Source organism: Acinetobacter sp. GD03645 (genome assembly GCF_029845285.1).
Lineage (GTDB): Bacteria > Pseudomonadota > Gammaproteobacteria > Pseudomonadales > Moraxellaceae > Acinetobacter > Acinetobacter corruptisaponis.
In genome coordinates, this window is sequence record NZ_JAOCLL010000013.1 from 70,492 (window position 1) to 92,486 (window position 21,995).

The following is a 21,995-nucleotide window of genomic DNA, read 5'->3' on the forward strand; positions in this document are numbered from 1 at the left end:
TGATGCAGGGTTTTTTTATAAGCTATTTAGTTAATTATAATGATAACGACACATCGCAATGATAATGGATTCGGATGTCACCTTATAAACGATGCGGTTTTCCTTATCAATCCGCCTTGACCAATACCCCGATAAATCATGTTTAAGCGGCTCAGGTTTACCAATTCCATCAAATGGCGACCGTTTAATATCTTTAATCAAGATATTAATTCTTTTAAGTGTTTGCTTATCTGTAGTTTGCCAATAGAGGTAATCATCCCAAGCTTCATCACTCCAGCTTAAAATCATTCTTCAATCAGCTCACGGTTGATGGTTTTACCTGCTTCAATCTGGGCAATAGAATCACGTAATCGCTTTGCATTCACTGGGTTTTTAAGTAGATGTGCTGTTTCTTCATAGGCATTGAAATCATCCAAGCTAATCAATACAGCCGTTTGGTTATTCTGTCGAGTCACAAGTACAGGAGAGTGATCATCTATGACACCATCAAGTACAGTTGCCAAGTTCTTTCGGAGATCAGAATAGGTTACAACTTTCATTCTTCACCTTTTTAATTAAGTACAAGTAATTGTACTTATTTTAGTACAACACTATCAATCATTCAATCTAATCAACAGTGACTTTATGTGTTTTTGAGCCAAAATAATGGGTATGTTTATACAGAAATATGCAATTTTTTTATATTCGAGTTTTACTTTGCGATCATGCCTGCTAGTGGCATAATAAGCTGCTTTTTATTGAGAGGTCAGTCTTATGGCAATGCGTCCTGATGTACGTCGACACACGATTGTAATTATTGTGTTTTCACTGGCCCAGTGGTTCTTTATGCGTTACATCCTCGCCAATGAACTGTTCAATATGACCACCAATCAGCGAATTTTATATTTCTGTATCAGTAGCCTTGCGGGCGCACTTCTGATTTTTGTGGCACTGATCTATATGGTGCTCAAGGGCAATACCGATAAGCAAGACTGATCGTCATGTCGTTTTACATTACCCTACTCCGTATTTTACCTTTAGCATTTTTGCGTAGTATCGCCAAAGTGGCAGCCTACTTTATCAATCAGAATCCCAATAAAAGTATGTTATGGAAAACGCGAATTAATTTAGGTCTTGCCTATCCAGAACTTAGCCCAGAACAAAAAGAACAATTGGCACGGGAAAGCGTCACCAAACAATGCCTAAGTTATATTGAGTCTGGAAAATGCTGGGCAATGCCACCTGAATGGAGTATCCAGCAAATCCATACTGTGCATAACTTAGAAGTCCTGACGGATGCGCTAAAAGACCCGAAAGGTGCACTGATTATTACCCCACATCTGGGTACATGGGAAATGATGAATGCATGGGTACATCAATATGGTACACCAACCATTATGTATAAACCCATGAAAGATAGCGGTTTTAATGCCTTTGCCTTACATGCCCGCCAGCGGCTCAATGCAACACTGGTTCCTACTGATGCCAATGGGGTAAAAGCACTGTTTAAAAACCTGAAACAAGGTGGTTTCAGCGTAATTCTACCTGATCATGTCCCACAACCGTCTGGTGGTGTGGTGGTGCCATTTTTTGGCATTCCTTGCCTGACCAGCACCCTCGCCAGCAAAATGGCACAAAAAACCCAATGTCGTTTAGTGGGTTTAAGTTGCTTCCGCCGTGAAGATGGTGAGGGTTTTGATGTGTACTGTGATGACCTGAATGATCCTGAACTTTATGATAGAGATATTGAGGTTGCAACAACTGCACTCAATAAAGCAGTTGAGCAGATGATCAACCGCTTCCCTGCGGAGTATATGTGGGGATATAAACGGTTTAGGGGGGCCTCTAATAAAGAAGATTTATATCAAAAAACAAGCTTTTAAATTTTCTTATAAACTGAATTTTTTGGATATTTCAAATTCTCTAATTGTAATGTACCCTGTTCAACTAATTGATCAAGAATAAGCTGTCTTTTTCTGTATTGACTACGTTTTTTAGACGGTATCTCTTCCAAATTAATTTGATTACTTAAAGGTCTAAAAATAAAATTATTCCATTCATCCAATTCTGCGTCGAATTCTAGCCAGAATTCATTTAAGTTGGTTTTAACTCGTTCACGGTTCTTCGCCCGACGGCTACTTTTAAAAAAATGATTTTCATTAGACACTCCAACCACCTGCTTTACATTATAAAAATTACAAAGCACAGATAACCCATGTAACATTAGTTGTTTAGGGCGTAAACCATAAAGATTTTTTGTCAACTGCTTAATGAGTTCAGGATTTGTGTCCTCTTGCCTTCCTCCTTGTAACCCTCCAATAAAGAAAGCAGGTTCTCCATTTAAAAGTATATGTGAAAAAGTTAAAATATATTGTATCTTATCATTCAGCTTTAAAATAAGACCACTTTCACCCTCTTTAAAAAAATCAGATTTAAATATAAAAGAAAAAGAAATTTTATCTTTATTTTCATTATCTAGCATATACTCCCACAAATGAGCCATATCTTGAAAATAATGACTTTCATCGACTTGATTAAAAAACCAAGAATAATGTGCTTTTAAATAATTTATTTTTTGCTCATGATTAAAATTATTACTAAGATAAGAACTCTGTAATTTAAGATATAAATCCCCTTTATAATTTTCTTTCCATCGTATCATTTGTGGTGTTGAATTTAAATAAGCAGCCCAAATATAGCTCTCTCGCCAATTTATTAAAAATCGTAAAATATATTTAAAATATTTCATATAGGACCTTTTAGAAATGACAAAAGAGTCCACTACACCCCAATAAAGAAGCCTATTCACAAACATACCCCGACATTAAATTTTATGAATTCCAGCCACAAAAGCCTTGTCCAATTCAATTAAGCTTAAACAAGGAAAATTCTTTATATAGCAGATTTCGAAAAAGCAATTTTTATATTTTTCAATTATAATATATTGTCTTTTATATAAAAAGTTATCTATAACTTTCACACTAAAAATCAACTATCATGATATTCTTCCTTTCTAAAAGGTGCTAGAATTTTTAGCGATACATGAGTTTTATCTCTAGGTTACATCCAAATACTTGGAACAATTCGTTATATGTCATCTAAATTATATAAAAAAGATTTACTTTTCATTGTTGACCATCTTAAAGGTGGTGGTGCAGAGATTATGCTACTTAATCTTGCAGATCATCTCCATGCCAAGGGTTATACGATCCATATCATAACTCTATTGGATATTAATAACTATCAGGAACGCACAGCAAAATTTCATTTACATTGTGCATATTTTCCTCAACACTTTGTCAGTGGAAAACTTCTAATAAACAAGCCGATTGAATCGAAGACCATTTCTCACTTTCAATCCATGATCAATACAATCAATCCCGCTGCTATTATTGTAACGATCTGGTACGCCTACCTCACTCTACCTTATATTCAGCATCCAGATCTATGGGTTTGGTCGCAAGGCGATATTCTTCCAACCTTTGAAAAAACATGGAATCCGATTAAACTATTACGCAATATATATAAGCAAAAACTCTTTACCCAAAGATTTAAAGAAATTTTTTCCAATCAGAACATTATTGTCCTCAATACAGATTTAGAAAAGAAGTATAAGCAACTATTGGATAATATTAATATTCAAGTCATTTATAATGGTTTACTTAATCCAAAAATCCCAGCAGATACTCAAAATGAAAAGATTTGGGATATTTGTTATGTAGGTCGATTATCACCCTCTAAGCAAATTGAACATGCAATAATTGCTTTAAGCCAATCCAACCTTTCTGGAAAGATGGTGATTGTGGGTGATGGCGATAGAAAAAATAAATTACTTAAACTGGTGAAAAAGTTAGGTTTACAGGAACGTATAATATTTACAGGTTGGGTTGAAGACCCACAGCAGTATATCCAGCAAAGTAAAGTCTTAGTTCTGCCCTCACGTACAGAAGGTTACCCTTTAGTCGTGGGAGAAGCCTTATTAAATAGAACCCCTGTTGTAGCTTATAATTGTACTCAAGGAATTGCATATCAACTTTATACAGCAGATATGCAACGTGGGCTGGTAAAAACCAATGATATTCATGCCTTAAAAAATGCTTTAGAAGATGTTGTTCATCATCCTTATGGTATTCCTGAAAATACTATAGACCGATATAGTATGGATCAAATGACGCAAGCATTTATACAATTAGTTGATTAAAGCCAGATATTCCTTGGCTGTTTGGACTGGCAAGAATTTTTGATCAAATTCGATTGTGTAAGATGTGACATCAGCTAAAACATCTTCAATTTTGTTGGCTAAAGCAATAATATTCTGCACAGGAACTAAATGCTTGGATAGCAAAACCTCATTCGGTCCTGATGGACAATCCGTACTGATAATTGGTGTATTTAATGCCAATGCCTCTAAAATTGCGATACTAAAGCCTTCAAAATCAGAAGAGACCACCATTAATTTTGCATTCTTAATAAATGGATAGGGATTTTTTTGAAACCCAGCAAAAATAACTTTCTCTTCAATATTTAATTCTTTTACCAATTGTCTTGATGCCTCCATCAGCTCGCCAGTACCAACCAGTACAAGCTTCTGTGGCACATTCGCCTTAGCGTAGGCTTGAATCAAGATATCATGGCGCTTTTGCTGTTTAAACTTTCCCACATGGACAATATAATCCTGATATTCAGGAGTAAATTCATTGGCTGTCTGTAATATCATATCTACATCAATTGGATTATAAATAGTCTTAATTTGGCTTTGTTCACCAAATAACTGCCTAAAATCCTGTGTAACACCTTCACTCACTCCTACACAAGGCTTGGCTAAATAGGTCTTCTTCAATTGCTCAATAAATTGAGGTGTGAGTTGCTTTGCATATTCCTGACTAGTGGTATTGTGAATAACTAAATGAACATTTGGTAATTGACTATGGGCCAAGACAAAATCTACAGGATATAGATTTGAGAGTACCAGATCAGGTATCCCAATATTTTTTAGCACAAACTTATCAAATGCCCGTGCTGCAAAACCTGTCCGCATAAACTTTGGAATTGCACGGTATTTCTGATAATCAAAAAAATGAAGCTGGATATTTTCAGGTATAGGCAAATCTATAATATTTTTAAAATAAACAATATGTGCTTCATGTCCAGCATCAACCAAACCTTTTGCGAGTGTTAATGCAAATCGCTCTGCTCCATTTCCCTGTAATGTAAATATTGCCAATACGATTTTCTTTTTCATTTATTTGACCCAGTCAAAATCTGTCTTATTCAAGGCAATAAAACGTTTTTCCGCTTTTGGCATCACTTGTATATAGCGAATTGCCATTGCCAATTGTCCCATTAAACGTCTCTGCTTAAATAAGATTTTCTCAGATAAATTGCGATATACAGGTTTATGATGTTCTGAACGACCAATAATTGAATCAAGCTGCAACTGATCTGTTAATCCATATGCAACCATCTGATCTTCCTGAATCAATAGGGCTGGTTCAATTTGTAAACTATTTAATGAATAATCACTAAAAATGAAAGCGTCTGCTGGTGCAGGGCTCACATTTTGTAAACGTGTTAATAATTTTTTTGCTCCAGAAGGGTAGATCATATATCCTCCCGTACCTGTACGTTCCTGATAAAGCTCAAACAGCTTAAACTGTCCATTTAATAAACGAACTTTAGGTTGTTTGCTAATAATTTTCTTGCGACTGCGAACTTCCAGATTAATCAAATCAACATTAGGCAATTGCTGTTGTTCAATATTTTCCAATACCTCACGGCTATTTTTTGCCAATACCGCATCATCTTCTAAAATAAGACAGGGTTGATTAAGCTCAACCACTTTTTCCCAAGCGGTTTTATGGCTTAGAAAACAAGCCAATTCCACTTTTCGTAAAGGGCGTTGCCAACCAAAAGCCTGTTGTTGATATTGCTGTTCTGAGATATTGATAATCGAAACCGCAGGTAAGATTTCAAAGACTAGTCCCAATTTGGAAAATTGTTTCTGTTGAAAATGTAAACGCTCTATTGATGCAGGTAAATTAATAATCAATATTTTCATAATTTACCACCATCTGGTACGTTCACGGGTATGACGTTTTCTTGCACGTGAATATACATTGTTATTTTCTTCATTTTGCACACGGTCAAAAATCTCAATCACAATTTGACCAAGTTCATGATAAGCACACACCTTATCTAGACGCCAACGCATATTCCTAAAAGTATCATCTGTCCCAACGGCTAAAGCGGATGTTCCATCAAACAATGCTACACGTTCATTTTGTAAGATATGTTTAGTACTTTCATTTTCCTGATACTGGAGATCGCATAAGATTGCTTCTGTTTCCTGTGCCTTAATTGTATTAATCAGCACAATTGCATTCATTAGAATTGCCTGCAATGTCATATCTTCATCATAGTCAATAAAGGTATCACACGCAGAAATTAGCCAGCGGATATTGAGATACTCAAGTAAGAAATCACGTTCAGCTAGCCAGAGTGCCTTGAATTTATTAAAATTTCGTTGTGCATCAATATCACGGCGGATTAAAACAATTAAACTTGCATGATAATGGCTTAATTCAGGTTGTCCCACAAACTCCTGACGTAGATTCTGAATATGAATGTTTAAATCTTTATCCGAACCATAGGTGTATTCAACTTGATCGCCTGAAATAATATTGGTTTTTAGCTGCTGAATATCCACATTCCCTAAAGCTGCATACACTTGGTCTGCACCAAAACGACGTTGATGACGACTAAAAGAAAACCATTGTTCAAATCTGGATTTTTTCCGTGGTGGCATTTTAACAACCTAATTAACTCATTCTAGGGATTACTGCCAAGCGTCTTTAATCCAATCCGAAGGCAAAACATAACGATACCATTTCCCACCGCCACCATTGACAGCATCAGGTGGATTAATTTCGCCATGAAAAATAATAATTTTGGCATCTTTAGGTTTTACAGGTGGCTTAAAATACGCCAGGGGAATTTTTTGCAGGCAATGATACTTATAACTCTTACACCAGTCATCATTCCAATAGCTGAGTTTACCCTCTTTATGAACGAACCAGGATAAATATGCCTGTTCATTACGGAACTTTTGACGGATTTCATCAAAATGCTCACGAAAATAAGGCAAGATTTCAGGGAAAGCACCCAATTTAAAACGATAGACTGAGCTATTGCCTGTGATGCGCCAAGGACGTTTCCAGTCATGAATAATCAGGAACTCACCTTTTTCCTGAAAGAAGCAGTCAATATTATCAATAATCACGACATCAAGATCGAGAAAAAGTGCGTTACCTTTTAAGCCATATAAATCTGGTTCAAAGGTTGAAAGCTTGTTCCAGCCACGTTCAGGCGCACCTGCTGGCAAATCTAAAGGTGGGATTGGGAAGCATTGTACATTGGGGTCAATTCCCTCTGTACGATCAGTCAAACAAACCATTTTAAACGGTAAGGTCAGATGGCGTTTAACCATGTTATACAAACGGTTGACATATTCTGCACCGTACTTGGTTCCCCATTTCATGCACAAAATAATATTGTCTTCATGAGTTGCCGAATCTTGTTGAATATCTGCCATTTGATAACCTTAATGCTTGAGATACGATGTGCCACTGTGCGGTTTTAACATGCAATTGTGTTCAATCATATGCACCGAATGTTGAGTTATCTTAGCATAGACCTCATCAACTTTTTTATTATTAATTCGTCAAGTAAAGAGAATCACAAAGCTAATCTTTATACAAAATTAGGCTAATTCACCCCAAACAAGTCTCTTGTATAAATCTTTTCCATCACATCACTGAACATAGGCACCACCCGATTGACAATGATGAGATCAGACAATGATTTAAACTTTTGCAGGCTGGACTCAACAGGATGACCTAGATATTTACTCACATCCAGAGTCGGTTCATAAATAATAATTTTGATTCCCTGATCGGCCAGTCCTTGCAACACATCATGTACCGCAGACTCCCTAAAATTATCGGAATCGGCTTTCATGGTGAGTCTGTATATGCCAACATAGGATACGTCTCGACTTAAAATATCATCAATAATTGCCTGCTTGCGGGTTTGGTTGGATCGGATAATGGCTGAAATCAACTCTTGTGGTGTTTCATGATAATTGGCGAGCAACTGCTTGGTATCTTTTGGCAGGCAATAACCTCCATAACCGAAAGATGGGTTGTTATAGTGATCACCAATGCGTTGATCCAAACCCACACCCGTAACAATGTCCAAAGCACTTAACCTGTTTTTTAAGCAATAGGTATCCAGTTCATTAAAGAAAGCAACACGCATGGCTAAGTAAGTATTGGAAAATAGTTTAATCGCCTCGGCTTCTGTCGAATCCACACATAGAATCACTGCATCTTTTTTAATGCTTGCCTTAAGATAAAGCTTGGCTATTTTTTCAGCCCGCTTTGACTTTTCCCCCACAACGATTCGTGATGGATAAAGATTATCCTGTAGCGCCTGCCCCTCCCTCAGAAACTCAGGTGAGAAGATCAGGTTTTTAAGACCTAGGCGCTTGCATAGCTCGGCAGTATAGCCAACTGGAATGGTGGATTTAAGTATTATCAAAGCCTTGGGATTGATTGCCTGAATATCAGCAATCACGTTTTCTATGCTTGAGGTGTCAAAATAATTGGTTTCAGGATTATAGTTGGTTGGCGTTGCGATAATGATCAGCTTGGCATGTTGATAAGCCAGCGCTTTATCACAAGTTGCATCAAGGTTAGATTCAGATAAATAGTTTTGAATACAGGAATCACTGATCGGTGAAATTCGTTGGTTGATATTTTTCACCCTAGCCTGGTCAATATCAAGCACAGTGACATCGTGTTGTCTTGAAAATAATAATGCATTTGATAGGCCCACATAGCCTGCTCCAACCACCGTAATTTTCATTGTCGCTCTATTTTGCCTCGGTTTAGAGACAACTTAGTTCAGTTAAATGAAAGATTGATGATGCTTTGATTGCAGTCTATTGACAATTCGGCAATAAAAAAAGCGAAGCCTAGGCTTCGCTTCTTCAAGCATTTGAGCTTACTTCACATAAGTTAGCCAATCTGCATATTTCTCATTACGGCCTTGAACCGCATCGAAGAACGTCTTCTGAATCACAGTGGTGATCGGACCACGTGAACCACAACCGATTTCACGGTCATCATATTCACGAATTGGTGTCACTTCCGCTGCTGTACCTGTAAAGAATGCTTCATCAGCAATGTAGAACTCATCACGGGTGATGCGGCGTTCGATCACTTCATAGCCAAGATCTTTGGCAATGGTAATCACTGTTTGACGGGTAATACCCTCAAGCGCCCCACCAGCCAAGTCAGGCGTATGTAACACGCCATCCTTGATCAGGAATACATTCTCACCTGCACCTTGACATACAAAGCCTTGCGGATCAAGCAACATGGCTTCGTCATAACCTGAACGCGCCACTTCCTGATGTGCCAGGATTGACACCGTATAGTTACCGCAGGCTTTTGCCTTACACATGGTCACATTTGGATGGTGATGGGTAAATGATGAGGTTTTAACACGAATACCACGTGCCATTGCCTCTTCACCAAGGTATGCACCCCAGCCCCACGCGGCAACCGCAGCATGGATGGTATTGTCAGTCGCGGCAATTCCCAGCTTCTCAGAACCAATCCAGATCAATGGACGCAAGTAGCAAGATGCCAATTTATTTTCACGTACAACGTCGATTTGTGCCTGTTCCAATGTCGCTTGATCAAATGGAACATTCATTTGATAAATTTTTGCTGAATTTAACAAGCGCTTGGTATGGTCTTGTAAACGGAAGATTGCAGTACCATTTGGGGTTTCATAAGCACGGACACCTTCAAAAACACCCATACTGTAGTGCAGTGTGTGTGTTAAGACGTGGATTTTCGCATCACGCCAATCAACCAATTTTCCATCTTGCCAAATAAAACCATCACGATCAGCCAAATTCATGGCACATACTCCAAATTTTTACACAATCATTCACTTTCCAATGCTGTCGCAGTTGGATCAATTAACCTTTGCCATAACTTGCAAACGATCTCTCGGGTATCGTGCCAATCCGCAGCATTGACTTGCATAGATTGATTTGCAAGCGCTAGACGGTGGCTCTCAGCTCGTTCACGGAGATAAGCGTGTATTAATGCTGTGGCATCTTCACTGGATAAGCAGCCTGCTTTAGCAGCATCTTCTAGAATTCTTACATTGTCGGAAAAATGGGCGAGATCTGGATTCGTCCCACTCCATGCAAGCACTGCATACTGTGCCATAAATTCGATGTCAACGATACCACCTGAGTCCTGTTTTAAATGAAAAATCCCATGTTTTTTTTGCTCAGTAGACGAACCTAGGTGATCTTTCATTTTTTGACGCATTTTCAGCACTTCCTGACGAACTTCATTTTCATCACGGACTTGGGTCAGAATCTGACAACGAATCTGTTCAAACTGCTGGCATAAATCGGTATCACCCGCGATTGAACGTGCCCGAACCAGCGCCTGATGCTCCCATAACCATGCGCTTTTTTGCTGATAGTGTTCATAGGCTTTCAGGCTGGTCACCAGCATCCCTGCCTCACCCGATGGTCTGAGACGTGTATCAATTTCATACACGCGCCCATCCAGCGTTTGCGTAGTCATCAGGGACATAAACTTTTGTGCCACTCGAATGGCGAACTCGGCACCACTAATGCTTTTCTTGCCATCAGTTTCACTTTGTTCCTCAAGGGCATGAATAAATACCAGATCAAGGTCAGAACCATAACCCAACTCAATCCCACCCAGCTTGCCATAACCAATCACCGCAAAGCCTTTGGCATCGAGACGACAGCGCTGGCCATTGCTTCCGACAGGATAACCATGCCGTTCCACAACCGCCTGATAAGCCAAATTTAAGGTCGCCTGAACGCTGACTTCGGCAATATCAGTTAAGGCATCGGAAACTTTCATCAGTGGACTTTCAGCCAGTACATCACTGGCAGCGACAGTCAATACATTGCTCTTTTTGAATAGCCGCAATACCCGCATCTGGTCTTCGACCTGATCAATCTCAATACGCAGTAATTGCTGACGCAATGAATCTTCCAGATCCTTGCGTTGTGGCAAGCCAAAATCCATCGACAAGAATTCATCCAGCAACACTGGATATTGCGCCAGTTCCTCACAAATCCACGGACTGACGGTTGCCATTTTGACCAGTCGCTGCAAGGCACCACGGCTTTCCATCAACATCACCAAATACACGGTACGGCGCAGCACTGACTCCACCAATGGCATCAAACGCAACAAGGCGACTTGTGGTTGCGGTGACTGTAAGATTGCCTCGATCAAATGCGGCCAGAATTTCTTTAAACGTTCCAGGGCACTGGCTGGAATTTTACGTAAAGCCTGCCCATGCCAGAAGTTCTGAATCAGGTTTGTGGCATCATCATCCAGTACAGTACTGAGGCGCTGTTCCAACTGTGAAAAATCATCAATCGGTGCAGAAAACTCCTGTTCCTGAATCAGTTGCTTGAACTGAACCTTCACCTTGTCACGCTTCTGGTTCAGCACATCAAGAAAGGCTTGCCAATCTGCAAAGCCCAAAGTCTCAATCATGCGCTGCCTTAATTCAGGTTCATTTGGCAAAGACTGGGTTTGCTGGTCATTGAGTGCCTGAATGGCATGCTCAACCCGTCTTAAAAACAGGTAGGCATCTTCAAGGTCAATCACTGCTTGCTGATCCAGCAATTCCGCTTCCCCGAGATGATGTAAATTGACCAGACATTGACGGTCCTGCAACTCACGTTTCGAACCACCATAGATCAACTGAAAGACCTGCACAATAAACTCAATTTCGCGGATACCACCAGCACCAAGCTTGATATCATCCTCAATATTACGGCGCATGACCTCACGTTCGATCATGGCTTTCATTTCACGCATCGCAGCAAAGGCGGAATAATCCACATAACGGCGGAACACAAAGGGACGTGCCATTTCCATCAGTTCAGCGCCCGCCTTGCCCCCTGTAATTACCCGCGCCTTGATCCAGGCATAACGCTCCCATTCACGCCCGTGCTGGCTTAAATATTTTTCCAGTCCCGTATGACTAATTGCCAAGGCTGAACCATCTCCCCAGGGACGCAGTCGCATATCAACACGGAATACAAAACCATCCGCACTAATGTGATCCAGCAGGTAAATCAGCTTTTGTCCCCAGAGAATGCAGAACTGCTGCACATCAATACATTTACGACCATTGGTTTCACCCTGTTCATCAAAGGCAAATATCAAATCAATGTCGCTGGAAAGATTCAGCTCCTGCGCGCCTAATTTACCCATGCCAATCACAATCAAGTCCTGAACCTGACCTGAATAGCCTATCGGTTCGCCATGTTTGGCAATCAGGGGAACAAGTGCAAATGCCTTGGCTGCACAGATACAGGCATCGGCAAAATCAGAAAGTTCACGGGTCAGGGTAACGACATTGGTGAGTTGATTGGCATCCTGCCAAATCCAGCGAAACATCAGCCTGGCACGTAGAACACGCAAGGCTTTCATCCAAGCCTGCTCATCAGTTAAATCCATGACAGCATGCTGGACTTTCTGGTGGATACTTTCAGTTGAAAGCGAATCAAGAAATTGATCTTCCAAGTAGTCTTGTTCTAATTGTGTCTGGTATAAATTTAAAACTTGCTCAGCATATTGGCTTGCAACCAAGGTTTTTTGTCGCTGTTCCACATTCATATAAAAAAGCTCGACTAATGTCATGTCATCTCAGATCATTTATATCAGTTACGAGCTTATCTTTAAAATCTCTTTAGGCTAATTTTGCCTTGGTTTTAGGTTGTTCAACGCATACATCCATGTGCTCACCTGCGGCTGGCAACAGCACCTTAAAGGTGGTTCCCTCACCCTCTTTCGAGCTGACGCTAATTTCGCCATGATTTAAATCGACAAAACGCTTGCACAAGGTCAGGCCTAAGCCTGCACCCTTTTCACCCGCTGTACCTTTTAAACTGACGGTTAGGCGAGGATGGAACAACTCTGCCATTTGCTCATCTGTCATACCCAAACCCGTATCCTGAATATAAATGGCAACATGGCGACCCTGCTCTTCCGCGCGAATCGACACCACGCCTAAACCATCTATATCGGTAAATTTCAAGGCATTGGACACCAAATTCTGAATCAGGGAAGTAACCATATTCATATCAGCATACGCCTTGATATGTTCTGGCACATCATTGATCAGGTTTATATTTTTCTTGACTGCAAGTGTCCTTAAAATATCCGTGACAATGGTGGTCACTTGTCTTAACTTAAACTCAATAGGATAAGCGCTAAAGCGTCCACCCTCGGCCATTGACCAATTTAACAGACTTTCCAGCAGGTTATAGGTCGACTGGGCAGTATCATAAAGATAGTCTGCAATATTCTGGACACTTGCCTCATCCAGTGTGTCACGCTCTTTTGCCAGAATCTCGGAAAAACCCAGCAAGCCATGAAATGGCGCACGGAGGTCGTGGGAAATAATGGAGAAGAACTTGGTTTTACTAAAATTAAGCGCCGCTTCCTGTTGGTATAATTCCTTTAATTCGTCATGGTTAAACTTCAATTCCAGTTGCTGCATGAAATTGACACAATGGGCCTGCAACAATTGTTTTTGTAAGTCAGTAAATTCCTGAGCCACTTCATCGAATAAAATCACATAGCCCAAGGCAGTCTGATTGGGATGTCTGAGTTGCAGGGCGATTGCAGTTTGTGCTTTTCGCTTAAGTGAAGCGAGAAAAGCCAGCAGTGTTGGATATTGTGGATGTTTACAGTCAATCAGGTCATCATTCACAAATAAGGTATTTAAGCTCTTGATAATTTTTGAAGAATCAATCACTTTTAATTTTTCAGGGCAACGATGCCAAAGATAAGGTTCCTGATGAAAAACAAGCAATGCGGTATTGGCCTGCATCAGGTTTCGGTTAAACTGCAAAAATTGCTCAAGCAAGTTCTGTTCTGAAGTTACACCTAAAGAAAGAGAAATTTTACAAGCACTTAACTTATCAGCCTGATGTAATTCTAATAGTTGAATCGCCATGCTCGCCTCTCGAATATTATCGTTATGACATGTATGTAGGTTTTATTTAAAAAAAATGAGAAAATCATCACCCACTATTAACAAACTTTAACATAAAAGGCAATTGTTGATTCGATCAATTCGCAACAAAACGTGATTTTTCAACAAAATTTTATTTCTGCTTATAAAACAAGCAACTTCGCTGTTTCTGAACATTTTTATAAAAATACATAAAAAATCTATAAATTGCTCTAAAACTAAACAACTGATCAGCAGGCATGATTGACAACTGTTTTAAACAGGGTATTATACGCAACACAAAGCATCGCACTCTTCCCGAGGTGGTGAAATTGGTAGACGCGGCGGACTCAAAATCCGCTGTCAGAGATGACGTGTCGGTTCGAGTCCGACCCTCGGGACCAAGATTTCAAAAACCCCAAACTGGCATTAAAAGTTTGGGGTTTTTTATTTTAGGGATAAATCTTAGAAAGATGCTGTTCTGATTCGGTGTGGAAAAGAAATCTATGCAACTCTCTGACTTTTCGTTTGACCTTCCTGATGAACTGATTGCACGTTATCCATTAGAAAGCCGTAGCGCTTCACGCCTACTGCATATTGATGTGCAGGGTCATTATCATGATCATGTCTTTACCGATATTCTGGACTTACTGGAAGATGGTGATTTATTGGTGCTAAATGACACCAAGGTCATGAAGGCACGTTTAAAAGGAAAGCGTGCCACAGGCGGTGCCATTGAAGTTCTGGTTGAACGGATGTTGGATGCCCACACAGCTCACTGTCACATTAAGTCAAGCAACTCACCCAAGGCTGGTGCAGAACTGTATATTGGTGAAGATGCTGTTCCTATAACAGTACAGGGTCGCCATGAAAACCTGTTTATCGTTGAGTTTTCACAACCGATTTTATCTGTGCTTGATCAATACGGTCAGCTCCCGATTCCGCCTTATTTCAACCGTGAAGCCGAAGAGATTGATACTGAGCGTTATCAAACGGTATTTCACGACCCTGAAAAAATTGCCAGTGTTGCTGCTCCAACAGCAAGTCTGCATTTTGACCAAGACCTATTGGAGAAACTAGAAGCCAAAGGTATTCAGCAAACCTTTGTAACCCTGCATGTCGGTGCTGGTACATTTATGCCTGTGCGTACCACAGATATTACCAACCACATTATGCACAGTGAATGGTGTGACGTACCACAGGCAACCATTGACCTGATTTTGGAAACCAAGGCGCGTGGCAATAAAGTCATTGCTGTAGGGACAACAGCCACCCGTGCCCTTGAAAGTGCAGCTCAAGCCAATCAAGGTCAGATTGCACCCTGGACAGGTGATACACAAATCTTTATTTATCCAGGTTATCAATTCTGTATCGTGGATCGATTGATCACCAATTTCCATTTACCAGAATCCACCTTGTTGATGCTGGTTTCAGCCTTATCGAATCGAGAGAATATTTTAGCGGCCTATCAACATGCTGTTGAACAGCGCTATCGTTTCTTTAGTTATGGCGATGCGATGCTGGTTGATAAACTAGAAACTTAAAAAATATAAAGATAGGCTAAATCAAGGTTTAGCCTATTGCCTCATAAAAATAAATTGAATGATAGGAAATTTATTTTGGGATAAAAAACAATTAGATTCACATGCCACTTCTTAGTTTATGAAACTTAAAGCATAATTAAACGATCTTAGCCTTATTACAATGAATTGATCCTCTCCATGCCGATCGACACCGTCCAAGAAGCCCTACATATAAGACGTAAAAAAAATGCCCAGGTTTTTCGCAATATTGCCCGACTTTGGGAGATCGGGCAAAAATCACATAACGATCAGGACTTGCTGGATGCGTTGCATCCTTGGCGTGAGGATCATGGTTTACGCTTTTTTAATATACTGCCTTATCTATTGGCAATTACCAGTATTAGTACACTCATTTTTGGCTATTTTCTTCATCCCCACATTCAGTTTATCTGGAGTTTTCTGGGGGCTTTTTTGACAGGCTTTTTGGCCTATTTACTCTATGAACCCAAAGAGCCATTGACACAGGTCATCAATTATCTGGAACAGCGCATGACTGTATTGCGTTATGGTTTACAGTTTCAACAGTTGCCTGCCTACCTGCCCATACAGGCACAACCCCTTTTGGTGATGAGCAGATTAAAGCAATACTTTCCCTTATTTAACCGTGGAACTGAATCAAATGAAATTACGCAATATGCATCTACCATATGGAATGATGGTATAACAGAACATCAGGTTCTGCTTTTTCAATATCACTACATCAGTGAAATGCCAATTTTTCAGGAAAACAATGAGAAAAAAATCGTAAAAGAAATTCATAAGGACTTATGGGGGGCTTTTATCTTTCAGATGCCCGCGTTGGGTGTCGCGGTGAGCAATCAGCGTTCACGTTTTTTTGCACCCTATACCAGCTCATGGCAAAGCAGCGATATTTTAATCAACCAGAAACTTAAAATTTTCGGTCTTGACCAGCATCAGCTCGCCAAGGAAGTTGGTCCCAGTATGACCTTAAAATTACATGATTTTTTTGAACATTTTACAGGTGATTTAATTTATCATCATGAAGAGCAAATCTTGTGTTACGTGGGCGAACAAAATCTTTTCCAAACCGCCAGTAAACGTAGTGAAATTCATGATATTCCCGCATTGCGTGGTCATTTACGTACCATGACCATGCCGCAATATCAAAAATTTCAGCAATTGATGCTCAACTTAATTCAATAAATCCCCTAGTCCTTTTTAAAGAAAAGGAAATTGATGGGGGAATAACAATAAGGGGAATGGCGATGACAGGTTTACTGATCTTCCTGGGAATTTTTGTTGTGATCATCGTGTGGGGTGTTTATACACGCAACAACATCGTGCGTTATTTTAATGCCACCAAACGCGCTTGGTCTGAAGTTGCAAATTTTGAACGTCAAAAAGTCAAAACGCTAGAAGCCTTAGAGGCAACGCTGGCCCAATACACCCAGTTTGAAAAATCGACATTGGAAAAAGTCACTGAGCTACGTCAACAAATTCTCAATTTAAATGTGAATGACACGGATATTTCCCAGTTACAGAATATTGAGAAAATGAGCAAGGAACTGATTCGCAGCCTGAATGTCGTGGTTGAGAACTATCCTGAACTCAAAGCTGATGCACTGTATAGCAAGATGATGGATGACATTCAGGAACAAAATGAAAATGTCGGTGCGGCAATTACCATCTTTAACCGCAATGTTGAGTTGTTTAATAACCAGATCGAGGTGTTTCCAAACAACCTGATCAACACACTGACCTTATCTAAAAAGAGTATTCGTCCATTTAAAGACAATCTTGTGACGGATAATTTCGACTATAAGCCGAATTTTTAGGATTCATGATTTTCTCTTGGTATGGATTAATTAAGCAATGAATGATCGTTTGATTTCAATATTATCTTGGTTCTTTGGGGTTTTAATTATTTTTGCAGGGTTGAGAGCTTTTTCCATCAGTTTTATTGGTGCTATTCTTTCAATCTTAGGTGGTATTGCTCTACTGCCAATTTTCCAAAAAAAAATTGAAAGTATGCTAAAACAAGCCATACAAAAGAGGTGGTTTGTAATAATTGCACTTCTCCTTATGGTTATTGGTGGGAATTTGATTGGTAAAGCTGAGCAAAATGCCTTACAAAATGGAACCGCAAGCCAAGGGTTAAAAGATCGTGAAGCAAATCGTATTAAGCTTGAACAAGAAAGACAGCAACTTGAGGCAAAAAAAGCTGAAGAAGAAGCAGTAAAAGAAGCTCAAAGACAGGAACGAGATAGAATTATTAATATAGAAGTAGAGTCTAAAATGGCTTTAATGAACTTCTTGAAAGATCCTGATAGTGCTGAAGTTAGAAATCAAAATGGAAACTGTGGTGAAGTAAATTCAAAAAATGGCTTTGGCGGATACACTGGTTTTAAACGCTATATAGCAAGTCCGACTGTAGTCGCTATAGAAGGTGAAAATATGACTTCAAGTGAGTTCGAATCAGCATGGAATAAAGTCTGTCATTAAGAGTATTTTCTTAGTGATATATTCTAGTACTCGATAACCTAGAAGTCTGTAACCGTTAGCTTTACGCGTTTGTAATAAAATGTGTTCCCGAATTACAAAACGTTAGTTCGGGAACAAATCAAATGGCTTTCCGCTATACAGAAAAATTTAGCTACGCCTATGAAAGAATATTCAAGGAAAAATTCAAGAGTAAATTCTCTCTATTTTATCCCTCGCTACATTTAGTAGTAGAACTACACGCCATAATCAAGGAAAATACCCGCTTTTGATCAGCGAACTGTTTTTTCGCCTTGCGCTGCGCTCAAAGCAGTGCTTCGATCTTGCTCAGGATAGTGTCATGCAATTTGAAAAATTAGGCCAGTCGGGGCGCGCCCGTCGTGGTCGACTCACTTTAGAACATGGTGTGGTGGAAACACCTGTATTTATGCCTGTTGGTACTTACGGTACAGTGAAAGGTATGTTACCTCGTGACATTGAAGAGATTCAGGCACAGATTATTTTGGGAAATACGTTCCACCTGTATTTACGTCCTGGTCTGGAAGTCATTAAAGAGCATGGTGGTCTACATGAGTTTATCCAATGGGATAAACCGATTTTGACCGACTCAGGTGGCTTTCAGGTGTTTAGCCTGGGTGCAATGCGTAAAATCAAGGAAGAGGGCGTGACTTTCCGCTCGCCTATCGACGGTTCGAAAGTGTTCCTATCTCCTGAAATTTCAATGGAGATTCAACACGTACTCAACTCAGACATTGTGATGATCTTTGATGAGTGTACACCCTACCCTGCAACCCATGAAGAAGCGCAAAAATCATTGCAGCTTTCCTTACGCTGGGCAAAACGTTGTAAAACCCACCACCATGATGAACTCAACAATAAAAATGCCTTATTCGGCATTATTCAGGGTGGCATGTACGAAGACCTGCGTGATGAGTCACTCAACGGCCTGTTAGAGGTTGGCTTTGATGGTTATGCGATTGGTGGTTTATCGGTGGGTGAACCGAAAGAGGAAATGATCAAGGTACTGGATTATTTACCCAACAAGATGCCACATGACAAACCACGTTACCTGATGGGCGTCGGCAAGCCAGAAGATATCGTGGAGGCGGTGCGCCGTGGCGTCGATATGTTCGACTGCGTGATGCCAACCCGTAACGCCCGTAATGGTCATTATTTCGTGACCGATGGTCTGGTCAGAATCCGTAACAGTAAATATCGTCATGATAAAGGGCCTTTAGACCCACATTGTGACTGCTACACTTGTAAAAATTTCACCCGTGCCTATTTATATCATTTAGAGAAGTGCGGTGAGATGCTGGCCTCCATGCTTGGCACCATCCATAACCTACGTTACTACCAGCGCCTGACACAGGGCATGCGTGATGCACTGGATAATGGCACATTTGATGACTATGTTCAGGACTTTTATGCGCGTCGAGGACTGGAAGTTCCACCCTGCCCTGAAGACTGATGTGAAGTAAATGCATCAAGATTTGCGCCTGACCGCAAGACAGGGTACATTGCAAAACGAATTGGAATTTATTGTTAATTTTTTGGCTTTTTAACTTTAGGAAATCGAAATGAGCTTTTTAATTTCTACTGCTCACGCTGCACCAGCGGCCCAGCAAGGTCCTAGCCTGATGGCAAACTTATTGATGATTGCGGTGTTTATCGCGATCTTCTATTTCCTGATCTGGAGACCACAGGCGAAACGTGCCAAAGAACATCGTTCTTTGATTGAAAGCCTGGGGGTTGGCAGTGAAATCGTGTTTGCTGGTGGTTTGATGGGGAGAATTACCAAACTTGATGGTGACTTTGCCGTTGTTGAGCTTTCTCGTGGCGTAGAAGTCAAAATCCAGCGTGCCAGTGTCATTTCAGTATTGCCTGAAGGCACTTTAAACAACCTTTAATCATAAGATTGTCGTGCCTCAGCACGACTTTTTCATTTAAGAAGAAAGCGAATGCGTTACCCTGCATGGAAATATTTACTGATCCTTGTGGTACTTGTGATCAGTACGTTATATGCACTTCCTAGTCTGTATCCAGATGAACCTGCTGTCCAGATTTCTGGGGCAAAGGCAGGTACCCAGATTGATCAGAGCATAGTGCAAAAAGCTGAGCAGATTTTAAAAGCTGCCAACCTCAGCAGTCACGACAACAGCTTCACCAACAACGCGGCACTATTACGTTTAGACTCCTCAGAGGCCCAGTTAAAGGCCAAGGAAGTGCTGCGCCGTGATTTGGGTGATGACTACGTGGTTGCCCTCAACCTTGCACCAACCACACCAGAATGGCTGCAAAAGATTGGGGCCAAGCCGATGAAACTCGGTTTGGACTTGCGTGGTGGTGTACATTTCCTGCTTGAAGTCGACATGGATAAAGCAATTAGTCAGCGTATGGAAACATCTGCGACTGATCTGCGTCGTCAATTTCGTGACAACAAAATCAAGTTTAACAACCTTAATTTAAGCAACAACACCATTACCATCCAGTTCGCAGACAATGCTGACCGTGATGCAGCGACAGATTTTCTGCGCCGTAATGGTAATGAGTTTACCCAGCAGGCGGTTGCAACGGCTACAGGTGCGACCTTAAAACTGAATTACACCGATGCACGCCGTCAGGAAATCCAGTCTTATGCGGTGAATCAGAACTTAACCACCCTGCGTAACCGTATTAACGAGTTGGGCGTGGCTGAAGCACTTGTACAGACACAGGGTAACAACCGTATTGTGGTTGAATTGCCAGGCGTACAGGATACTGCCGAGGCAAAACGTGTTCTTGGACGTACCGCAAACCTTGAGTTCCGCCTGGTTGCTGATAGCAATGATCAATATATTGACAAATATACAGGTAAATATGATGGTCAGCCGCTTCCTCCAGGTACGGAAGTATTTGCTTATGAGTCACTGGATAGTGGCCGACAGCTTCTGTTAAACCGTAACCGTATTTTGACAGGTGAACGCGTCCAGAATGCAAGCTCTGGCTTTAGCCAGGATTCAGGCGGTGCAGAAGTCAACATTACCCTGGACACCGCGGGCGGCAAGCTCATGGCTGATGCGACACGCAATTCTGTTGGCAAGCGTATGGCCGTGCTGTTTATTGAAAATAAGCAAAAAATCAGCTATGTCACTGATCCTCAAACAGGGACTCAGACTGAAGTCCGTACCCCATATACCGAGTCTGTGGTGATCAATGCCGCAACTATTCAGGCTGTGTTGGGTTCACAGTTCCGTATCACAGGTCTTGACTCACCTCAAGAAGCTGCTGAACTTGCATTAATGCTACGTGCTGGTGCTTTGGCTGCGCCAATGTACTTTGTTGAAGAACGTGTGGTTGGTCCAAGTCTGGGTCAAGAAAACATTGATAAGGGTGTGTTATCTACCCAAATTGGTTTCTTGCTTGTTGCAATCTGGATGATTGTGTTCTTCCGTTTATTCGGTTTGATTGCCAACTTTGCACTTGTGTTTAACCTTGCCATGATCCTTACCGTGATGTCATGGATTGGCGCTTCCCTCACCCTGCCAGGTATTGCGGGGATCGTGATCACCATTGGTATGGCGGTCGATGCCAACGTACTGATCTGTGAACGGATACGGGAAGAAATGCTCTGGGGTGCATCGCCCAAGCAGGCCATTGTCGCGGGTTATGATCGAGCCTACAACACCATTTTTGACTCGAACTTAACCACATTCCTTGTTGCGTTTATCTTATTCGCAATTGGTACAGGCCCGATTAAAGGCTTCGCCGTTACCCTGATGATTGGTATTGTCTGCTCGATGTTTACTGCGATTACGGTAACACGTGCAATCGTACAGCTCATTTATGGCAAACGCCGTAATTTGAAAAAGTTGAGTATTTAAGGAG

21 protein-coding genes and 1 tRNA gene are annotated in these 21,995 nt (G+C 40.8%); 11 read left to right on the forward strand and 11 right to left on the reverse strand.

Going from position 1 to position 21,995, the window contains the following annotated elements:
- Positions 1 to 30: 30 nt before the first annotated feature.
- Positions 31 to 288 carry a Txe/YoeB family addiction module toxin gene (locus N5J47_RS11840; RefSeq protein ID WP_279960148.1) on the reverse strand — a complete coding sequence of 86 codons (258 nt, stop codon included), beginning with the start codon at positions 286 to 288 and terminating at the stop codon, positions 31 to 33.
- The gene (locus tag N5J47_RS11845; protein WP_279960147.1) at positions 285 to 539 is read right to left on the reverse strand and encodes a type II toxin-antitoxin system prevent-host-death family antitoxin; all 255 of its coding nucleotides are present in this window, start codon (positions 537 to 539) and stop codon (positions 285 to 287) included. Before N5J47_RS11845 ends, N5J47_RS11840 begins: the two co-directional genes overlap by 4 nt.
- A 214-nt stretch (positions 540 to 753) precedes the next feature.
- Between N5J47_RS11845 and N5J47_RS11850 the strand changes: the two genes are divergently transcribed.
- On the forward strand, positions 754 to 975 hold the full coding sequence (locus N5J47_RS11850) for a hypothetical protein (RefSeq protein WP_004675553.1): 222 nt from the start codon (positions 754 to 756) through the stop codon (positions 973 to 975).
- A 5-nt stretch (positions 976 to 980) separates the two neighbouring features.
- Positions 981 to 1,862: a lysophospholipid acyltransferase family protein gene (locus tag N5J47_RS11855; RefSeq protein WP_279960146.1), complete on the forward strand. Its 882-nt coding sequence runs from the start codon at positions 981 to 983 to the stop codon at positions 1,860 to 1,862.
- Here N5J47_RS11855 and N5J47_RS11860 read toward each other — a convergent pair.
- The gene (locus tag N5J47_RS11860) at positions 1,859 to 2,728 is read right to left on the reverse strand and encodes a DUF535 family protein (protein ID WP_279960145.1); all 870 of its coding nucleotides are present in this window, start codon (positions 2,726 to 2,728) and stop codon (positions 1,859 to 1,861) included. The genes N5J47_RS11855 and N5J47_RS11860 overlap by 4 nt on opposite strands.
- Positions 2,729 to 3,070: 342 nt before the next feature.
- Here N5J47_RS11860 and N5J47_RS11865 point away from each other — a divergent pair, with 342 nt between their 5' ends.
- Positions 3,071 to 4,180, forward strand: a complete 1,110-nt coding sequence (locus tag N5J47_RS11865; protein WP_279960144.1) for a glycosyltransferase — start codon at positions 3,071 to 3,073, stop codon at positions 4,178 to 4,180.
- On the opposite strand, the gene N5J47_RS11870 is transcribed toward N5J47_RS11865, so the two are convergent.
- From N5J47_RS11870 to N5J47_RS11905, 8 genes are all read right to left on the reverse strand, one after another.
- Positions 4,169 to 5,221 (reverse strand): glycosyltransferase, encoded by a 1,053-nt coding sequence (locus tag N5J47_RS11870; RefSeq protein WP_279960143.1) that lies wholly within the window; start codon positions 5,219 to 5,221, stop codon positions 4,169 to 4,171. The two genes, N5J47_RS11865 and N5J47_RS11870, sit on opposite strands and share 12 nt — an antisense overlap.
- The gene (locus tag N5J47_RS11875; RefSeq protein WP_279960142.1) at positions 5,222 to 6,037 is read right to left on the reverse strand and encodes a glycosyltransferase family 25 protein; all 816 of its coding nucleotides are present in this window, start codon (positions 6,035 to 6,037) and stop codon (positions 5,222 to 5,224) included.
- 3 nt (positions 6,038 to 6,040) lie between these two features.
- Positions 6,041 to 6,784, reverse strand: coding sequence for a hypothetical protein (locus tag N5J47_RS11880; RefSeq protein WP_279960141.1), 744 nt, complete (start codon positions 6,782 to 6,784; stop codon positions 6,041 to 6,043).
- Between the two features lie 30 nt (positions 6,785 to 6,814).
- A complete protein-coding gene (locus N5J47_RS11885; RefSeq protein ID WP_279960140.1) occupies positions 6,815 to 7,570 on the reverse strand; it encodes a glycosyltransferase in 756 nt (251 codons plus the stop codon).
- A gap of 173 nt (positions 7,571 to 7,743) precedes the next feature.
- Positions 7,744 to 8,904, reverse strand: a complete 1,161-nt coding sequence (locus N5J47_RS11890; protein ID WP_279960139.1) for a nucleotide sugar dehydrogenase — start codon at positions 8,902 to 8,904, stop codon at positions 7,744 to 7,746.
- A gap of 138 nt (positions 8,905 to 9,042) precedes the next feature.
- Positions 9,043 to 9,969 (reverse strand): branched-chain amino acid transaminase, encoded by a 927-nt coding sequence (locus N5J47_RS11895; RefSeq protein ID WP_004675528.1) that lies wholly within the window; start codon positions 9,967 to 9,969, stop codon positions 9,043 to 9,045.
- 26 nt (positions 9,970 to 9,995) lie between these two features.
- Positions 9,996 to 12,743 (reverse strand): bifunctional [glutamate--ammonia ligase]-adenylyl-L-tyrosine phosphorylase/[glutamate--ammonia-ligase] adenylyltransferase, encoded by a 2,748-nt coding sequence (gene glnE, locus N5J47_RS11900; RefSeq protein ID WP_279960138.1) that lies wholly within the window; start codon positions 12,741 to 12,743, stop codon positions 9,996 to 9,998.
- Positions 12,744 to 12,816: 73 nt separating this feature from the next.
- Positions 12,817 to 14,088, reverse strand: coding sequence for a HAMP domain-containing sensor histidine kinase (locus tag N5J47_RS11905; protein WP_279960137.1), 1,272 nt, complete (start codon positions 14,086 to 14,088; stop codon positions 12,817 to 12,819).
- A gap of 314 nt (positions 14,089 to 14,402) precedes the next feature.
- On the opposite strand from N5J47_RS11905, the gene N5J47_RS11910 reads away from it, so the two are divergent.
- The 8 genes from N5J47_RS11910 (at position 14,403) to secD (ending at position 21,991) form a co-directional block, all read left to right on the forward strand.
- A tRNA-Leu gene (locus N5J47_RS11910) sits at positions 14,403 to 14,489 on the forward strand.
- Positions 14,490 to 14,591: 102 nt separating this feature from the next.
- Entirely contained in the window at positions 14,592 to 15,629 is a 1,038-nt protein-coding gene (gene queA, locus N5J47_RS11915; protein ID WP_279960136.1) for a tRNA preQ1(34) S-adenosylmethionine ribosyltransferase-isomerase QueA, read from the forward strand.
- A 177-nt stretch (positions 15,630 to 15,806) separates the two neighbouring features.
- On the forward strand, positions 15,807 to 16,832 hold the full coding sequence (locus tag N5J47_RS11920; RefSeq protein WP_279960135.1) for a hypothetical protein: 1,026 nt from the start codon (positions 15,807 to 15,809) through the stop codon (positions 16,830 to 16,832).
- 62 nt (positions 16,833 to 16,894) lie between these two features.
- On the forward strand, positions 16,895 to 17,464 hold the full coding sequence (locus N5J47_RS11925) for a LemA family protein (RefSeq protein ID WP_279960134.1): 570 nt from the start codon (positions 16,895 to 16,897) through the stop codon (positions 17,462 to 17,464).
- A gap of 37 nt (positions 17,465 to 17,501) precedes the next feature.
- Positions 17,502 to 18,131: a hypothetical protein gene (locus N5J47_RS11930; RefSeq protein WP_279960133.1), complete on the forward strand. Its 630-nt coding sequence runs from the start codon at positions 17,502 to 17,504 to the stop codon at positions 18,129 to 18,131.
- Positions 18,132 to 18,468: 337 nt separating this feature from the next.
- On the forward strand, positions 18,469 to 19,599 hold the full coding sequence (gene tgt / locus N5J47_RS11935; RefSeq protein WP_279960132.1) for a tRNA guanosine(34) transglycosylase Tgt: 1,131 nt from the start codon (positions 18,469 to 18,471) through the stop codon (positions 19,597 to 19,599).
- Positions 19,600 to 19,708: 109 nt separating this feature from the next.
- Positions 19,709 to 20,038 carry a preprotein translocase subunit YajC gene (gene yajC / locus N5J47_RS11940; RefSeq protein WP_004675516.1) on the forward strand — a complete coding sequence of 110 codons (330 nt, stop codon included), beginning with the start codon at positions 19,709 to 19,711 and terminating at the stop codon, positions 20,036 to 20,038.
- Positions 20,039 to 20,089: 51 nt separating this feature from the next.
- Positions 20,090 to 21,991 (forward strand): protein translocase subunit SecD, encoded by a 1,902-nt coding sequence (gene secD, locus N5J47_RS11945; RefSeq protein ID WP_279960131.1) that lies wholly within the window; start codon positions 20,090 to 20,092, stop codon positions 21,989 to 21,991.
- Positions 21,992 to 21,995: the final 4 nt, after the last annotated feature.

Bases quoted from the DNA above. Each gene is read 5' to 3' on its own strand.
- N5J47_RS11845 (WP_279960147.1), bottom strand. From the start codon at position 539: ATGAAAGTTGTAACCTATTCTGATCTCCGAAAGAACTTGGCAACTGTA.
- N5J47_RS11865 (WP_279960144.1), top strand. From the start codon at position 3,071: ATGTCATCTAAATTATATAAAAAAGATTTACTTTTCATTGTTGACCAT.
- queA (WP_279960136.1), top strand. From the start codon at position 14,592: ATGCAACTCTCTGACTTTTCGTTTGACCTTCCTGATGAACTGATTGCA.
- N5J47_RS11870 (WP_279960143.1), bottom strand. From the start codon at position 5,221: ATGAAAAAGAAAATCGTATTGGCAATATTTACATTACAGGGAAATGGA.
- N5J47_RS11925 (WP_279960134.1), top strand. From the start codon at position 16,895: ATGACAGGTTTACTGATCTTCCTGGGAATTTTTGTTGTGATCATCGTG.
- N5J47_RS11855 (WP_279960146.1), top strand. From the start codon at position 981: ATGTCGTTTTACATTACCCTACTCCGTATTTTACCTTTAGCATTTTTG.
- N5J47_RS11885 (WP_279960140.1), bottom strand. From the start codon at position 7,570: ATGGCAGATATTCAACAAGATTCGGCAACTCATGAAGACAATATTATT.
- N5J47_RS11905 (WP_279960137.1), bottom strand. From the start codon at position 14,088: ATGGCGATTCAACTATTAGAATTACATCAGGCTGATAAGTTAAGTGCT.
- N5J47_RS11920 (WP_279960135.1), top strand. From the start codon at position 15,807: ATGCCGATCGACACCGTCCAAGAAGCCCTACATATAAGACGTAAAAAA.
- N5J47_RS11895 (WP_004675528.1), bottom strand. From the start codon at position 9,969: ATGAATTTGGCTGATCGTGATGGTTTTATTTGGCAAGATGGAAAATTG.
- N5J47_RS11880 (WP_279960141.1), bottom strand. From the start codon at position 6,784: ATGCCACCACGGAAAAAATCCAGATTTGAACAATGGTTTTCTTTTAGT.
- N5J47_RS11860 (WP_279960145.1), bottom strand. From the start codon at position 2,728: ATGAAATATTTTAAATATATTTTACGATTTTTAATAAATTGGCGAGAG.
- N5J47_RS11840 (WP_279960148.1), bottom strand. From the start codon at position 288: ATGATTTTAAGCTGGAGTGATGAAGCTTGGGATGATTACCTCTATTGG.
- N5J47_RS11875 (WP_279960142.1), bottom strand. From the start codon at position 6,037: ATGAAAATATTGATTATTAATTTACCTGCATCAATAGAGCGTTTACAT.
- yajC (WP_004675516.1), top strand. From the start codon at position 19,709: ATGAGCTTTTTAATTTCTACTGCTCACGCTGCACCAGCGGCCCAGCAA.
- glnE (WP_279960138.1), bottom strand. From the start codon at position 12,743: ATGAATGTGGAACAGCGACAAAAAACCTTGGTTGCAAGCCAATATGCT.
- N5J47_RS11930 (WP_279960133.1), top strand. From the start codon at position 17,502: ATGAATGATCGTTTGATTTCAATATTATCTTGGTTCTTTGGGGTTTTA.
- N5J47_RS11850 (WP_004675553.1), top strand. From the start codon at position 754: ATGGCAATGCGTCCTGATGTACGTCGACACACGATTGTAATTATTGTG.
- secD (WP_279960131.1), top strand. From the start codon at position 20,090: ATGCGTTACCCTGCATGGAAATATTTACTGATCCTTGTGGTACTTGTG.
- N5J47_RS11890 (WP_279960139.1), bottom strand. From the start codon at position 8,904: ATGAAAATTACGGTGGTTGGAGCAGGCTATGTGGGCCTATCAAATGCA.
- tgt (WP_279960132.1), top strand. From the start codon at position 18,469: ATGCAATTTGAAAAATTAGGCCAGTCGGGGCGCGCCCGTCGTGGTCGA.